The sequence below is a fragment of the Mesorhizobium sp. LjNodule214 genome, assembly GCF_964252735.1.
Classification (GTDB): Bacteria; Pseudomonadota; Alphaproteobacteria; order Rhizobiales; family Rhizobiaceae; genus Mesorhizobium.
The window spans coordinates 715,404-729,078 of sequence record NZ_CAXUPE020000003.1; the positions used below are offsets into that span (position 1 = coordinate 715,404).

At 57.6% G+C, this 13,675-nt stretch carries 18 protein-coding genes; 12 read left to right on the forward strand and 6 right to left on the reverse strand.

Translation table 11 applies throughout. From position 1 onward, the window contains the following. The first annotated feature begins 348 nt into the window (after positions 1-348). From ACSQ3Z_RS28820 to ACSQ3Z_RS28850, 7 genes are all read left to right on the forward strand, one after another. Complete coding sequence (locus ACSQ3Z_RS28820; RefSeq protein WP_436174648.1) at positions 349-1,770, forward strand: hypothetical protein; 1,422 nt, start codon at positions 349-351, stop codon at positions 1,768-1,770. A gap of 293 nt (positions 1,771-2,063) precedes the next feature. Further along, complete coding sequence (locus ACSQ3Z_RS28825) at positions 2,064-2,594, forward strand: hypothetical protein (RefSeq protein WP_436174649.1); 531 nt, start codon at positions 2,064-2,066, stop codon at positions 2,592-2,594. Between the two features lie 3 nt (positions 2,595-2,597). Continuing rightward, a complete protein-coding gene (locus tag ACSQ3Z_RS28830) occupies positions 2,598-3,221 on the forward strand; it encodes a hypothetical protein (protein ID WP_436174650.1) in 624 nt (207 codons plus the stop codon). Then, entirely contained in the window at positions 3,211-3,390 is a 180-nt protein-coding gene (locus ACSQ3Z_RS28835) for a hypothetical protein (RefSeq protein ID WP_436174651.1), read from the forward strand. Before ACSQ3Z_RS28830 ends, ACSQ3Z_RS28835 begins: the two co-directional genes overlap by 11 nt. Beyond that, complete coding sequence (locus ACSQ3Z_RS28840) at positions 3,383-3,895, forward strand: HK97 family phage prohead protease (protein WP_436174652.1); 513 nt, start codon at positions 3,383-3,385, stop codon at positions 3,893-3,895. The genes ACSQ3Z_RS28835 and ACSQ3Z_RS28840 overlap by 8 nt, the downstream gene beginning before the upstream one ends. Before the next feature lie 211 nt (positions 3,896-4,106). Further along, complete coding sequence (locus ACSQ3Z_RS28845) at positions 4,107-4,448, forward strand: P27 family phage terminase small subunit (RefSeq protein ID WP_436174595.1); 342 nt, start codon at positions 4,107-4,109, stop codon at positions 4,446-4,448. Further along, a complete protein-coding gene (locus ACSQ3Z_RS28850; protein WP_436174653.1) occupies positions 4,448-4,813 on the forward strand; it encodes a hypothetical protein in 366 nt (121 codons plus the stop codon). The genes ACSQ3Z_RS28845 and ACSQ3Z_RS28850 overlap by 1 nt, the downstream gene beginning before the upstream one ends. Before the next feature lie 9 nt (positions 4,814-4,822). Here the strand turns inward: ACSQ3Z_RS28850 and ACSQ3Z_RS28855 are convergent, their stop codons facing one another. Continuing rightward, positions 4,823-5,248, reverse strand: coding sequence for a hypothetical protein (locus ACSQ3Z_RS28855; RefSeq protein ID WP_436174654.1), 426 nt, complete (start codon positions 5,246-5,248; stop codon positions 4,823-4,825). A gap of 74 nt (positions 5,249-5,322) precedes the next feature. After that, complete coding sequence (locus ACSQ3Z_RS28860) at positions 5,323-6,438, reverse strand: hypothetical protein (protein ID WP_436174655.1); 1,116 nt, start codon at positions 6,436-6,438, stop codon at positions 5,323-5,325. Positions 6,439-6,654: 216 nt separating this feature from the next. Between ACSQ3Z_RS28860 and ACSQ3Z_RS28865 the strand changes: the two genes are divergently transcribed. Then, positions 6,655-7,320 (forward strand): LamG-like jellyroll fold domain-containing protein, encoded by a 666-nt coding sequence (locus tag ACSQ3Z_RS28865; protein WP_436174656.1) that lies wholly within the window; start codon positions 6,655-6,657, stop codon positions 7,318-7,320. 2,135 nt (positions 7,321-9,455) lie between these two features. Further along, positions 9,456-9,617, forward strand: coding sequence for a hypothetical protein (locus ACSQ3Z_RS28870; protein ID WP_436174657.1), 162 nt, complete (start codon positions 9,456-9,458; stop codon positions 9,615-9,617). A gap of 44 nt (positions 9,618-9,661) precedes the next feature. On the opposite strand, the gene ACSQ3Z_RS28875 is transcribed toward ACSQ3Z_RS28870, so the two are convergent. The 4 genes from ACSQ3Z_RS28875 to ACSQ3Z_RS28890 all read right to left on the reverse strand — a co-directional run bounded on the left by ACSQ3Z_RS28875 (position 9,662) and on the right by ACSQ3Z_RS28890 (position 11,677). Next, positions 9,662-9,955: a hypothetical protein gene (locus tag ACSQ3Z_RS28875; protein WP_436174658.1), complete on the reverse strand. Its 294-nt coding sequence runs from the start codon at positions 9,953-9,955 to the stop codon at positions 9,662-9,664. A 353-nt stretch (positions 9,956-10,308) separates the two neighbouring features. Beyond that, positions 10,309-10,650 (reverse strand): hypothetical protein, encoded by a 342-nt coding sequence (locus tag ACSQ3Z_RS28880; RefSeq protein WP_436174659.1) that lies wholly within the window; start codon positions 10,648-10,650, stop codon positions 10,309-10,311. Between the two features lie 199 nt (positions 10,651-10,849). Beyond that, complete coding sequence (locus ACSQ3Z_RS28885; protein ID WP_436174660.1) at positions 10,850-11,224, reverse strand: hypothetical protein; 375 nt, start codon at positions 11,222-11,224, stop codon at positions 10,850-10,852. Between the two features lie 111 nt (positions 11,225-11,335). Then, on the reverse strand, positions 11,336-11,677 hold the full coding sequence (locus tag ACSQ3Z_RS28890; RefSeq protein ID WP_436174661.1) for a transcriptional regulator: 342 nt from the start codon (positions 11,675-11,677) through the stop codon (positions 11,336-11,338). Positions 11,678-11,719: 42 nt separating this feature from the next. On the opposite strand from ACSQ3Z_RS28890, the gene ACSQ3Z_RS28895 reads away from it, so the two are divergent. The 3 genes from ACSQ3Z_RS28895 to ACSQ3Z_RS28905 all read left to right on the forward strand — a co-directional run bounded on the left by ACSQ3Z_RS28895 (position 11,720) and on the right by ACSQ3Z_RS28905 (position 13,636). Next, positions 11,720-12,001 (forward strand): hypothetical protein, encoded by a 282-nt coding sequence (locus ACSQ3Z_RS28895; RefSeq protein WP_436174662.1) that lies wholly within the window; start codon positions 11,720-11,722, stop codon positions 11,999-12,001. Positions 12,002-12,156: 155 nt separating this feature from the next. Continuing rightward, positions 12,157-12,453 carry a hypothetical protein gene (locus ACSQ3Z_RS28900; RefSeq protein WP_436174663.1) on the forward strand — a complete coding sequence of 99 codons (297 nt, stop codon included), beginning with the start codon at positions 12,157-12,159 and terminating at the stop codon, positions 12,451-12,453. After that, complete coding sequence (locus ACSQ3Z_RS28905) at positions 12,446-13,636, forward strand: hypothetical protein (RefSeq protein ID WP_436174664.1); 1,191 nt, start codon at positions 12,446-12,448, stop codon at positions 13,634-13,636. The genes ACSQ3Z_RS28900 and ACSQ3Z_RS28905 overlap by 8 nt, the downstream gene beginning before the upstream one ends. Positions 13,637-13,675: the final 39 nt, after the last annotated feature.

Sequence of the window (13,675 nt, forward strand, 5' to 3'; positions counted from 1 at the left end):
GTTGCACTGCACCAAGGAATGTCACTGAACGACGTGACACACATACGACGGTGGGTCACATTTTTCCGCCGAACCGAATCCTTGACGCACGCAAACCAGCCGCCTTTCATAGGCCATACAGTCTGCATGTCGGGGTTGATAAAATCGCCCTCCAAACCTAATTTAGTGTTTGCAGGTAGGTTCGACGCTAGATACTGCCGAATGAGACCTTCGCCGCGTTGGTGATGATGACGACCGGCCCCGCCGGAACCGCGCCTCGAGCGCCCAAACAAACCTAGATAGTGCATACCCGCTCGAGGGAGCGGCATTACGGCCTTCGGGTCGCCACCACCTGGGGAAACTTCAAAAATGACCATCGATAAATCGCCGGCTTCGCTGGCGGATGCGCTTGATGCGTGGACCCGGCCCACCTGTCTTAGGAAGGGTTTTCGCTTCTATTCGTCAGTGAATTGGTTTCGCTGGTTTCGCGACGAACCGGACCCAATCGGGAAATACCAGCAGGAACAACAATCCCTCCTGCCGGAAATGCCAAGCCAGTTCTATGTGCTTGACCTTGAGACCGATACGCATGAGTCGCTCACAGCCCGCTTGCAGCGTTATTTGGATATCAAAGGGGCACGGTTCCACAGCCGCCGCCCGCGCCCTGTAGGCATGCCCCACAGGCGGGAAACCGACTGTCCGCCTATCGGGTGGCTCGAAAAGGCTGCCGCTATCTGGGCTGCCTTGCCTGGCAATGACAGTGACATCTTTCCGCGCGCGGCCAGCACGGAAAGTCCGAAGCACAGAAAACTGTCAACGCGCCTTGCACCACTTCTCAAATGGGTAGGAGGGCGAGTGGGGTTGTCGCTGGACGCCACAAATTGGTTGCAGGCTGACAACGACTCATACTTCGACGGAGAGGAAGCCACACCGCCACCAGCGTCAAACCGGGAGCGCCGCATGCGTCCCGGTTCATCGGATGCGGAACTTCTTTCGTTTATTCAAAAGGCTGGCCCGTCAACAGTATGGAAGCACGCCAAGCTAGACGGTGGGGGTGCTTGGGAGTTGATGGCGACCGATGCCGACTGGACAACGGTGGTCGACAAGCGGGACAGGCATGGCAAAGTCGTCAAGAGCCACCAGACGATAGCCCGCGCCGGCAAGTTGCGGATTGCCAATGGTAAGACTGAGGCCGAGGGCGTGCGAGTTGAGGAAGGGACAATCCTTTATCAGCCGGACAAGTTCGGCGAGCTACTAGGTGCAGAGCCAGCCCCCGCGGAAGCCAAGCGACGCATTGGCTACTGGACTTCGCTGTTCGATACGGCTCGAGCGTTCGATGCCGACCACTTCAGCAAGCAGGAAATAGAGCCTGTGCGTCACAAGAAGACCGGCCGAGTCCGCCGGAAAGTTCTGCTTACCGCTGCCGAACAAGCGAACATACTGGCCACCCAACCGCATCCGCCAGTTACCTATTGCAAGCCCGGCCTTCCCTGTGGACATGATGATATCGGTGCACAGTTCGTCGGCGGCTGGATTTCCACGACGAAGGGCGTGCAGCCTCCCGAACGATGGCAGGACGTTTCCGACGAACTTGCACGGCAGGCCGAATTCGAACGATGGGCTGCGGCTTTGCCGCCTGAACAGCAGGAGGCGCTCAACCTTGCCTGCACAGCGGCGAACTTCAAGGAAATTGGCGAGGCGTTCGGTAGGAATGGCAAGGCCGCTGAGCGGTATGGGAAAAAGATTGTGCTGACGGCCAACGATAATGTGAAAAAAGTTATGGCGGCATAGTCCCCTTTCTACATCTCGGCGGCAAATAGAGTAGAAGGGCACAGCGTATGGCTTCGGCTGCGCTACCCTTCCCCCCCTTTGCGGCGTTCTCCCCAGGTCGCCGCCAGCCGGTTGCTGCCCCTCACAGCATCGGCAACCCGTCTTTCTGGAAGTACCAGAGGCGGGCTCAATTGCGCACGCGTTGCCAAGCTGACGTGCGCCTTTCGCCGCTCTGCCCAACCGCAGAGCGGCTTTTTTTATAAATCTCAACATGCGGGAAATTCCAAATTCCCAAATTCATCGAAGGAATATCCATGCCCAATACCAAGCAGACCTGCAGCGCGCTTGTGCGCCGCGTCGGCTATGACCCTGGCCGCACGAAAGAGGCGGCGCGTTCGCTCACCGAATCCGGCTTGCTGCCTTCCGGCGCGCCGGGACTGTCGCCTGAACTCACCCCACAACATGTCGCTACGCTTATGCTTGGAGCAGCCCTAGACGTGCCGCTACGCGCCGTCGCCGACACCGTGCGAAGTTACCGTGCACTGCGCCTCGAGGGCGTACCTCAAGGCGCTCCGGCCGCCATCAGCGGCACTGCCGGAGACGAACTCGACGTCATGGCAGAGATCGCCGCTACAGGCTCGCCCGAGGAAATTTCGCGATGGGCCAAGGGCACTGTTTCCGTGGTGTCGACCTGGCCGGAGGTTGCATTCACATCAGTCGGTAGGACGCATCGTTTTAGCACCGGAGAGCCTGGCCGGTGGCAAGCTTACGGCCATCGTAAGTCGGTTGAGATCAACAACTCCGCATTCATTGACGTAATCACCGACCTCTTCTCAAAGGACTAAACAATGCCCATTTTCAACAAAGCGAAGCCGCGCCCCGTCAACGACCCGCGCCCCGCGCGCGCCGCGCCTATCAAGTTGAGTTTCGTCGCTCCTGCGCCGCGGGACGCCTCGCCAGAACTGGCGGATGCCGAGGATCGGCGAGAAGCCATTGCCAAAGACCGCGCTGCCAGCATAGCCGAGCGCAAGCGCCTGCAGGCCGAAATCGAGGCCGACAAGACGCTGGACGTCGATCCCCAAGTTTTGGCCATGCTTGGCGAAGCTCCATCCGCAAAGGCACAGAAACGCCTGTTGGTTGCAGACCTAAGGCGTAAAGAGGCGGTGGCCGGATCCGCTCTCGAGTTGATTGAAAGGCGTGTCGCCGCGGCGAAGCCAAAGGCCGAGCGAGCCGTATGTGCAGCGGTTCGCCCTGAGGCCGAAGTTCGCGTTGCCGCGCTCTGTGAGGCGCTGAAAGCGGTCGACGATGCGCACGCCGAGCTGGAAGACCTTCTGCTCGCTGTTGAGGCGCAGGGCGTGTCGACCGACGGGCTTGGCCAGGTTCGACCGCATTTTCTTTCAGGCGCCCGGGATCCGCAACGGCGTATTGCAGGGTATCTGCGCGAGGTGCGGGAGGCTGGCTATGCGGGTTGAGCATCTCGAATACGAGAAGGCACAGGACAAAGGCCGACCATCTCAGAGGATGGTGAAGCTGCCAGGCGAAACGCTGCATGCAAAGCGTGGCGATACGGCCAAAGTGATCGCCCGCCGCATTGCATTGGACAAGGCCGAGAAACGACTGAAGAGGCTCGCTGGTGGCTGATCCGTTTATCAGTGGATATGCTTTGCAATGGGGACAGCCCGCAACCGTCGCGGGGCTGTTTGTTGAGCGGTTCGCGCGTGGCTCGCTGGACAAGAGCCTGCGCGATTACCCCGACGTTTGCGCGTTGTGGTCTCATGATGAATCCCGGCCGCTAGGCCGTGTCAGCAACGGTTCGCTGGAGGTTCGCTCGGATGCCATCGGGTTGTTTTATGCGCTGACTCCAAACCCTGATTCGCCTAACGGCCAGGAGGCACTCGCTACTGTCGGTCGGCAAGACGTTGGCCAAGTGTCGGTCGGATTCTGGTCCGAGATAGAAGAGTGGGACGACAGGCAGGACATGCCTCAACGACTGATCACTCAGTCCAGACTATCAGAGATCAGCCTGGTGCTGCACGGAGCCTACGGTGACTCAACCTCGGCCGCACTGTCCAGAGCCTCGGAGAACGCAGCAGCGGCCGTAAGGCGCAAAGCAGAAGCGGCACACCGATTGTGTGGCATCCGATAGCCTCGCGCGCTTGCGCGAGCGCGAGGGCAAAAAACTGTAATTGCGCTGACGCGAGTTGGGCCGACCGGTCCTATGGCAACCGCCGCCAAGTCGATCATGCCCCTCCGGGGGTGTCGAAGGACTCGCCACAATCGTTTTTGCCACACCGGTCTGGCCCCGTTATGCGCAGTGCCGACTCCCCCGTTCAATCCATATTTCCATAGGTGAAACGATGGCCGAAAAAGCCCAAAAGCCGCCCGCGCATCTGTCGCCAGCGGCGAAGAAATGGTTTCGATCTGTCATCCAGAATTTCGATTTGGACGAGCATCACGTGCTTCTCTTGGTGCTTGCCTGCGAAGCGCTGGACCGCGGCGAACAAGCGCGCATCACGCTTGCTGCGGAGGGTGTCACGTTCATAGACCGCTTCGGGTCTCCTCGCGCGCATCCGTGCGTAGCCATCGAGCGAGATTCGCGGACGGCATATGCGCGGCTGCTGCGCGAGCTTTCGTTAGATTTTGAAGACGACGATGCAGGAACACGGCCACCCGCTCTTGCCGACAATAGGGGCTATTAATGCCAAGAAAATTCCGCAAATCGAAGCGAAAACAGACCGTTTCCGATGCCTGGATTATATGGGCTTGCGATGGCGATATTCTGCCTGAGCCTGACCCTCGTCGCGGCGATTGGCTCGAGTTCGAATATTTCGCGAGTGATAAGGAACTAGAGGAGTGCTGGCGCCAGGACGGCGAGCGAGCCATCAGGGAATGGCTGAAGACGAACCCAGCCGGCACGCGCCCAGCCAACTACTGGGAGCATGCGCTCCCTTATGCTGGCGAGCGACGGTACGGTGCCGATCTTGCATCGCCATTCTTGGAGGACGAGAGCGAGGCTGAGTATCTCAATCGGCACGGATTGCTGCTGAAGGGTGAGCGGGCGTGAAATTCCTCGCTAAAGTCGGGGTTTGATAGTTTCATAAACTTGGTCAAGTTCGTGCAGAGTATGCCCACGCCACTGACGATAGTCTGCCGGACCCGGTTCTGTAACGTCGTCCCAACGATCGTGCCAATCGGATGCGGACTCAACAAAAACCGCAGGCATCCCATCCATAAACTGATCCGCGGTAATGTCGATAATCAGCCCTTCACCTACCAGCCACGCGTGCGATTCGTTGCCGCCATCCTTGTGAGTGAGGCCGCAAACATATCGAAAATTACCAAGCGCTTTGTCTTGCAATGCCGCGCCAAGGATAAGACATGCATCTCCGCACGCTCCGCGTGGGAACAACTTCAGACCTATAGGCAATTCCTCTGGCTTTAGGCGTGCCAGCGCTGCACGTACACGCTGGGCGCATTCTCGGATGTGTTCGACGGACATTATCGCTCTTTCGACCGCTAAAAATGAAGGATTCGGCGGCAAAATATTTTAGGTAAGGGCATGGTTTGCAATCGTCAGCCTGCGGCCTCTGGCGGACGGCGCCCCTGCTTTTGCGGCTGCGGTTCAACGGGCGGCAACTCCAACACAGGAGTTCCGGCCATCTTTGGAAACATAAGGCCGTCAGCCACTTGTTTCAAATTGTCGTACTTAATGTTGGCTCCTGCTGCGCCGTCATCTCCATCGTCAATTTTTGGTGGAAGGAGCCGGATTTCGACTGTCATGCCGCGTTCGACGCGAGCCAGAATGGAGTCCAGCGCCCACTTCATGTCCGTGGCTTGCTCGTGCTTGCGTCCGGCTTTGCCGTCGACTTCGCGCAAAATCTCCTCAACCTTGGCGTCAACTGATTGGTCGACCACCTTTTTTATTTTCTCGTCGAATAACTCAGCGATCGGATCATCCTTGAAGTCGGCGATTTTTTCGGTTTCTGCGCGTATTTTGCGGATCTCCTCAAGTTGCTTCCAAGTGTTTATGGCCAAAGTTGCAGCAAAGCCAAGCAGTGCGATGGTCTCAGTTGAGAGCCAGAAAAAGAATTGGGGATCCGAGGTCGAAATCTGACGGACCTCGATCGGTTCTGCCGATCCAGTTGCTGCTTCGGAAAACTCCAGAGTCGCCATTTTTACAAACCTTAGCTCGTCGATAAGCTTATCTAGTTGGTTGTTAAACAAGTCTCTCGGTAAAAGGAAGCCAACTTCCGCTTGGCCCGCCTCCAGTTCGTCCTTTTTGATGCCGACAGATTGCAATGATGCTTTGAGATTTTTCAGGTGCGTAATGTAAGCGGAGCGTCGTTTGATAAACTTCGCCAGCTTGTCCTGAGCGACGGCTGGTGTTGCCGGGCTTTCAGATATCCATTTGCGAATTCCACCAACGATATCTTCCACAAAGTATGAACCCGCACCAATATCCTCTAAGAGTTTTACTTGAGCGGGCTGGAAAGGTCGCCGAAACAAATCCAGCGATTCTGCTAGCCTGTCGAGCGCATCAGAGAGCGCCTGTTGGTGGGTTGGCTCCGCCGGCGATGTGACGAGTTGGCCCAATGCCGATGACAAATCGCTGAGACGGGACTCTGTGGCTGCCTGATCTTCCGACTGTAAGAGAAAATCGACAATTTCAAGTAACCGAGATGCGTTCAATTTAACCCCCCAAGCCCAAATTATTTCAGCATCAATCTCGCTGAATCAGCTCTAGTCGCACATCTTCATCAAAACAATACCGCATGCGGGTGCGGCGGCCCTTCCAAGGAAATCAACAATGACCACCACCAAACGCGCCTCGGCGCGAACGCATAGTCGTGATTGATGCCAGGCGACGTCGTCGCAAAACCAGATTACGGTCAAGGAGCAGTAAGAATGGCCATCAATTTCGCTGGTGGCACGGATGAGATCAGCTATGGCGCCGGGGTCTCTTGGCCACAGGTCGGATGTTTCTCTTTCAGGATGAAGAGCACTCAGACGACGGCCAACGCCACTCCGGCATCTCGTTGGAATTCGAGTTCACGTTGGGGTTTCGGCTTCACCATGAACGGCGTCGCGAACAAAATTCGAGCGATGGGTGTCGGGGTCGATGCCTCGGCCATTGCCTTCCAACTCTACAGCACAACCGACGTCAACGACGGCAACTGGCATACGATCGGCTTGAACTACGACACCACGATCGGTCAGCCAAATGCACTGTTCGTTGACGGCGTCTCGGAGGCGTCAGGCAACTCGGCCAATGATTGGACCATCAGCAGCGGCTCGCCACCGCTGCTTCTCGGATCGCAACCGTCATTTTGGCCATCTTATGTAGGCGATCTTGCCGAAATAGCATTATGGAGCCGACAGTTGGACGTTGCCGAGCACGAGGCGCTCGGGCTGCCCCGCAACGGCATCTCGCCTAGCAAGATCGCTCCCGGATTCCTGAAGTTCCATGCCCCGCTGGTTCGGCCGGCGCGGGATCGGTATGGCTCCACCATGACCGGCCCAACCGGAACGACGGTGAGCGATCACGGTCGGGTCATCTATCCGGTCGTCTAGCCTGCCAATGCCATACCAATGGCGATGCCTAGGCCGATTGCGAGGCCGCCAGCAAGCTTTCCGGCAAGGTCGAGGGCGATGGCGCGGGCGGCGGGGCGCCCGTTCCTACGGGGCTGTGAGAGAACTCTGGAGAGGTCGTCAAACACCGTATCCATGCCCAGATTCTAGATCGGAATCCGGCGAATGTGAATCCCCACTGTCATGGCGTTATCGCACCAGTGCTTAGCGACCGCTAATTTAAGCCGTGTTGTAGGACAGCGGCCAGCGGGAACGCGCGCTGGCGGGCTTCCCCGTTACGCGCTATAGCAGGTACGCTTCACGACTTGCCTGCCGATCGAGCGTCGAGCCCATTTTCGTAAATCCGCGTCAGCACGTCGCGGGCAGTCTCGGCGCGCTCCCGTGCGCAGCCGACAAGTACGCTTCCGCCCAATGTCGCAGGCGCACCTGCAACGTCGTCCCATACCGTCCATTTACCAAACAGCCCAGCGACGCAGCTAAATCTAGGTTGGCGATTTTCCATAGTTGGGTAAACGCCAAAGACGCCTGATGGTTCAACAGCGCACTCTATTTGTGGGGCAATAAGCGCGGCCGGCTGATCTATGCCTCATAAAAGATGCTCGCACTTTGAAGCCCCTCGCCAATGGGACAGACCGGGCTAAAGGCCACTAGGCTACCCAGCCGCAAGGACTAAAAAGCCCCGGCGCAGGGGTCGATGCTCCGGGGCTTTGGGCATGTACGAGCTACACCAGCATGTCCGCTTATGAACGTGCGCTAAAAGGCCGGTGCAGCGCCCTAGCCAAGCCCCAACTGCACCGGCCCCCTGCGAGACTAGCAACCTCGCTCTGGACGCATTTTATAGCGGATTAGCAATCTCTAAAAGGAGACCGAAGGCTTAAGGTCGCTAGGCACAAAGACGTAAGGCGAGCCAGCGCTACCCAGCCGGTAAGAGAATGGCCGGTGCAGTTGGGATGCTTGGGTGCGCACTGCACCGGCCTTTGCGGGATTGGGTATGAAATTCCCGCACTGCCTAACTTATAGGCACATTAGAACCCGCTCAATTTAGACTAAGTGCCCTAGTTCGCCGGGCCTTAAGGGCTGCACTGTCCCTGTCCCTTTGCAGCGGCCCGGCGGGCTGGGGGCTGGGGCGCTTTGGCTTGACCGCCGGGCCTAGCCGGCAAGGCTAGCCGGCTGGCGAGGTTATAGGCCGCCCTCGCCTTATTGGTAATTTGGCTAAAGGGGGCACGTTCCCCTCCCTCAAATCGGATGAGCCCAGGCTCGGTTGAACCGATTGCGCGGATCGATGACTGTTCACATAGCAGCATCGGCCTCTAACCGGTGCTGCATGTTGGGGGTGACCCAATCGGCCCGCGCCCCGCTAGCCTTTGAGGGCGCGGGCGCGGCTGTGAATATAAGTTATTTCTGATATAAGGCTTCCCCGTTGAGTGGGAGTAGAGCGTATGTCTGATAAGTCTGGGTTCTCGGATAAGGAAGTTCAGGACTATCTCAAGAGACGCAGCCACACGGCCTCTGAGGGACGGTATGAGCCTGTTGGCAAGATCGAATGCATCCATTGCGGCCAGCCATTTGATCCATTGCTTGCATCTGCTAGCCACCTTGGCCTCTGCAATTACTGCTTCGACAAGGACTAGCCTGTCACCGGCCCCTGCAGGTTCGTGATCACAAGGCCGGCGCTGCATTTGTGGTCGCGACTTTCGCAGTCGCAGTCGTCGTCGTTGCGGCGACCCCTTAACCTGAGATCGCCTTTCGAAGCTCTGTCAGCCTGGACAGGATCCCCTCGCACGTACGGCTGTATGCCATTGGGATCTGATAAGGGTGCCAGCCATGCCGGGACGCGGGGCGCCCTGATCGCAATCTTGCTTTTACCAACCATGCCTTGACGCCCGAGCAGCGGCGCTAGCCACGGCCCTATCAGAGCGGCAAAGCCAAGGGCGGATGAAAACAGCGGTCCGGCAGCCTTGGGGAGCGAGGGGGGGGCTCGGTATAGGCCGCCGGGCCTGGCCGGCGGGTTGGGGGGTGCCGGCTGACATAAAATATGGTGTTGAGCTAATATGAAAGCAATGCCACTAGCCCGGAGGCGGCTAGACTTATGTCTTCCGCCGCATTAGCTTTTGCTAATGGACCAGAAGCCGCCAACAACCTTCGTCGTGTCGGTGTTCGAGGCGCCTCACTGGCGCACGGTGCTGACTACCAAAGACAAGGCCAAGGCTCTGGCCTGGGCGAGAGAGATCGGCGATAAGGCCCGAGTCGAAGAGATCACGCCGAAGGTGAAGAAATGAACTTTGCCACGATCAAAACGTGGGCGGGCTCAGGGCCGTTCCCCTCAATTCAGCCTGGGACGTTCTTCGTCTATGTAGCGGGCGAGAAAGAACGCTATGGCCGAGAACACCTGAAAGTCAGGAATAGCCGCCAACGAGGCGCCAGCGGGATCATTGGCCCGGCCAATGATCGGGATCAAAGAGAAATCCTCGTAACGACCTGGTCCAAAGGTCGTGACGACGAATTTGAAGCCGGCGAATTCAACCATCAGCTCCTCCTCGATACGCATCTGGAGGGATAAGTTGTCGAACTTGGCACCGTGCGGCGGGACAACGACGAAACTGCGGCATGCCTCCATGTGAACTGCCTCCCCTTTTTGGTTTCCAAGGAGTAAGCGGGCATATGGGCCGCCGCGCAAATCACACTCTGTGGTCGTCCACCGGTAAATGGCGCCACCGCGGGAGCGGAACAGCAACTGGAAGCCGACTTTCGATAGCGCCCGCTGAAGCGGCCGGATATATCTTTCAGCCGACGGAACGTTTGTACCCGCCCGCTGTTATCACCATGATCCCCGCATAGGGATCATAAAGGGCCTTGCCCCTCTTGGCCCTAGTTTGAGTCCGCTGTCTCCCGGAAGTGTCCAGTTGCGCAACGTTCGCGCTTTTGGAGCCGTCGGCAGCGGACCCGACGCATTCAGCGATCCTCTAGAAGTCAGCTAAGCCGTTGGTTTTCGCGGACGACCGCTGGTCTGCCCCTTCGATCTGATCCTGGCAAGATATTGTCGCCCACCAGACGGTCATCGGACGATAGTCTGGGCGGTATGAAAGGACCGGTTGCGCCGATCTCGCCTAGCCAATCTTCATAGCCATCGTTCATCTTGGCTTTCAGAGCGTCAGGCTCAATTACCCCGGATTGGAACAGGCTCATAAGCCACCGCCCGAAGTGTTCCCTTGCCGGGTGCCATTCGGGGATTCCTGCTTCGTCGCAGTAGCCTTTGAGTACGGCAGCGAGCATTGAAAGCTGCTTGGAATCGATTGAAGTGTCGTGTGACATTCGCTTTTCCCTTATTATGGGCGAAAGCGTGATCGACTCTTCCAAGCGCCAGCGCCCGTTCTGTTGGCTGGCGACGATCCTTCTGTACGCTTCCGGACGAACTTAGCGAGTCAAATCCGCGCGTCTTTCATTTCCTCAGCCTCACCCCGGCGCCGCCGCCATTCTCGGCGATGAACTCGACGCCGCGAGAGGTATTGTCTCAGCGCACGTAATCCCCGTCGACGATCGCGCCCAGCCCTTGATAAGCGCCACGCCCTTTCCACGCGCGTCGGCCACACTGCAATAGGCTGCGATGGCGATGCTCATTTGTCCCTTTGTAACCAGCCGCAGCCCACTTCTTCGTCCGGACATGCACGGCGGCCGTGTGGTCGTCTACTCGGTTGATGGTGTCGATTGTGCTTCGCCAGGATGCAAGAATCTTCTGTGTGTCGAGCGACTTGCAGCCGGTGGCGACCTCGTGATTGACGGTGGCTGCCAAGCCGGGCTTTTCGCTAGAACCAATATTAAATAGCTTCGGAAAAAACAGATAGGCCACGATTAGACCGGCGAGCGCCCAATACTTATACCTGTCCAAGAGTCTTTCCTCCAACGCCAAACGTCATCTTGCTCTAGCAAAATGACGGCGTCAAAGCCTTCGACCAGAGTAGCGCGGTGCTTGACGATTTCTGCGAATGAGCAGCTTTCGCTACATTTCGTTGTTTTCGATGATGCCGGCTTCGCCATCGGGCAAGTGGGTGGCCTGCGGCGATGACTTCTTAAGCCTCACTCCTGGCCCGCCTTCGGCAGTCTCACCGTCGGCTAGGAAGATGATGCCTGCAGATTCGAGTGTGGCGCGGATAGCCTCCAACGTTCTCGGCAACAGTTCCTCGCCGCGTTCGAACCGCGTTACCGTGTTGATAGCCACGCCAGCCGACTTCGCCAAATCGCGAACACCCAAGCCGAGCGCTGCTCTAGCCATTTTGCATTGGACTGGATGCATTTGTGATTTCGCTTGACGTCCCATGAGGCTTGCGTATTGTTGATACATTGTAGCGATTCCGCTACAAACAATCAACAAGGGGTTTGGGATATGAATCAGATGATAATAAACAAAGCGAAGGGCGAACAGGTAGGCGCAAACCATATTGCGTGTGAGCCGGAAAGGCCACCAGCAGGTACGTTTTGGGGGAACGAGAATTACAAGGTGGCTGGCTACTATTTTGGCCTACTGACGGACCGTCGTGATCTTTCATACATTGCCGAGCCGATCGGCTGGTATCCGGAATATGAAACCGCAGTGTTCGCGGCCCAACAAGCCGGAGACGGTTTCGCGGTCGGTATGAGTGTCAGCATCGTAGATTTCGCGCGCTGAGATCACGTTTCTGTAAAAAGTCAAGCGGTAAATGAGATTTTGCTTGACTTTTTCGTAAAAAAGGCGCGTAATGCGTTTTGAGGATTTACGACTCGAAAGGGTACTGCCGCTCGCGCTTTGTCGCGGGCGTTTTTGCGCATGAGGGAGATGTGCGCGTGAAGCCAGATAACGATAACAATCCTATTTCGGGCAACATACGGTTCTCAGTCGAGCCACGTTTAGTTCCCCCGACCAAGGCGGCGAGGCGACTACACCTCACACTTTCGGAGTTCGATGCCAAGCGCGAGGCTTTGTATCGTTCGGGATTCCCGGCTCCCTGCGATATCACGGGCAATTACGACCTTCATGCCATTGAAGCATGGCAGGACAACCGCTCAGGGTTGGCCTCGCCAGCAGTCACAACCTCCAACGCCGCCGGCATCTTCGCGGCGAGGCTGGCTGCAATTGGCTGATGTCAGACTGAAACACTACCATGTGCGCAAGGGCCGCGGATATTGGCTCGTTACGCCTAAGATGCGTACCTATGGGTTTGAGAACGTTCGCTGTGGCGCTGACGGCCCCGTGGCATGGGCGATCGCAAAGGAATGGGAGGACAGGTGGCAGCGCGCCCGGAAAGGGCTTGAGGCTCCACTCAGGAAGGTCTTCCCGAAGAACAGCGTTGGCGACGCTTTCGAGCGGTTTCGCCGCATGGATGAATGGGCGAAGAAGCCCATTCGCACTCGAGAGGATTGGGAACGCGGCTGGAAGTATATAGAACCGCTATTCGGCGACTTCCCGCCAGCCGTCGTGACCATGGAAATGATGGACGGCTGGTATTCAGCTCTCGTCAAAAAGAAGGGCCTAGGTGAGGCGGGTCGCGCCATGAAGACTTGGCGGGCGCTTTATACCGTAATGGCGGCAATGAAGCTCTGTCAGCCTGGACAGGATCCCTCGCTGGCCATCCGCAAGACCGCTGTGCCCGGCCGCACTCAGACATGGACGGAAGGTGAAACCGTGCGCATGGTCAAGGGCGCCTGGCGCGCCGGATTCCGTGGGCTGGCTTGCATCATTGCGGTTGCTTGGGACACCAGCTTTTCGCCAGTCGACGTACGCACGTTGACGCCTGCTCAGGTGATGCAGACGGCACAGGAATGGGGCTTCTTGATCGATCGCACCAAGAGTGGCGAGGCGGCCTTTGGTACGCTGTCGTCGCGCACGCAGCGCCTCGTTATCGCTTACGTCAAATCGCTTGGCGTTACGTTGCTCGATGACGCACCAATCTTCCGTTCGCGTGGATTCGCCCCCGGACCTAAAGGCGGCAGACCGCGAGCCGGCGTGCCATACACAAAAGATTCGCTGATCGATGACTTTGCGGATATGCGCAGACTGGTGTTCGGGGCAGGGGAGAAACGCCGTTTGATGGACATGCGGAGATCTGGCGCTGTCGAAGCTAATGCAGGCGGCGCTTCCGTCGAGGCGATCTCGGCCAAGATGGGCAACTCGATTGACGACAACAAGGCGCTGCAGAGGACTTATATGCCGGTGAATCTCGCGGCGGTTCGTTCAGCCGATGCCAGTCGGCGTACGGGGCGCAAACTGCTCTGCCAGGAACAGAATGAATACAAAAAGTTGAAACTCGGCGGAGAAAAAAGTTGAAACTCGGATGAATTTCATTTCAGCGCCACTCCCTTATAT